This is a genomic window from Fulvivirga kasyanovii (genome assembly GCF_009711405.1).
Classification (GTDB): domain Bacteria; phylum Bacteroidota; class Bacteroidia; order Cytophagales; family Cyclobacteriaceae; genus Fulvivirga; species Fulvivirga kasyanovii.
Genome location: NZ_SMLW01000071.1, coordinates 1 through 463 on the forward strand (window position 1 = coordinate 1; position 463 = coordinate 463).

Sequence of the window (463 nt, forward strand, 5' to 3'; positions counted from 1 at the left end):
TTGAAATTTGATGATAGCTGGAAGGGAGAGGGACACCAAGAGGCATTAAATCGTATTGCCGAAGCCAAAAAGGCAATTGCGAAAAAAAATGAGACCTCTGCTGAGGCCAGAGGTTTAAAGACGTTAATAGATAAAGATAGTTCCGAATTTGATAGTGTTAAAGGTAAAGAGGAAGCACTTATTAATTATGTTAGGGAGCAGTACAAGACTTACCCATCAAAAATAAAAGCCCTTAAAGAACAGCCAGGCTTGTCTGATGATGAGAAATTGAAGATTATGGGGGAAGTACTGGTTGAGGTTGCTAAGATTGAGTATTTAGTAGGAACAATTTATTATAAAGCGAATGAATGGGAAAAACAGGTTAATGGCGAATGGAATAACAGAGGCGTAATGATTGACCATTATTTAGAAGCATCAAAATACGATGAACGTAAAATTGCAGGTACAGCATGGTGTACCAAAT

At 37.4% G+C, this 463-nt stretch carries 1 protein-coding gene; it reads left to right on the forward strand.

The genetic code is table 11. The annotated features are described in order from the left end of the window. Positions 1–463 (forward strand): hypothetical protein (locus E1163_RS30080; RefSeq protein WP_185155864.1); only part of this gene is annotated, 463 nt, incomplete at both ends.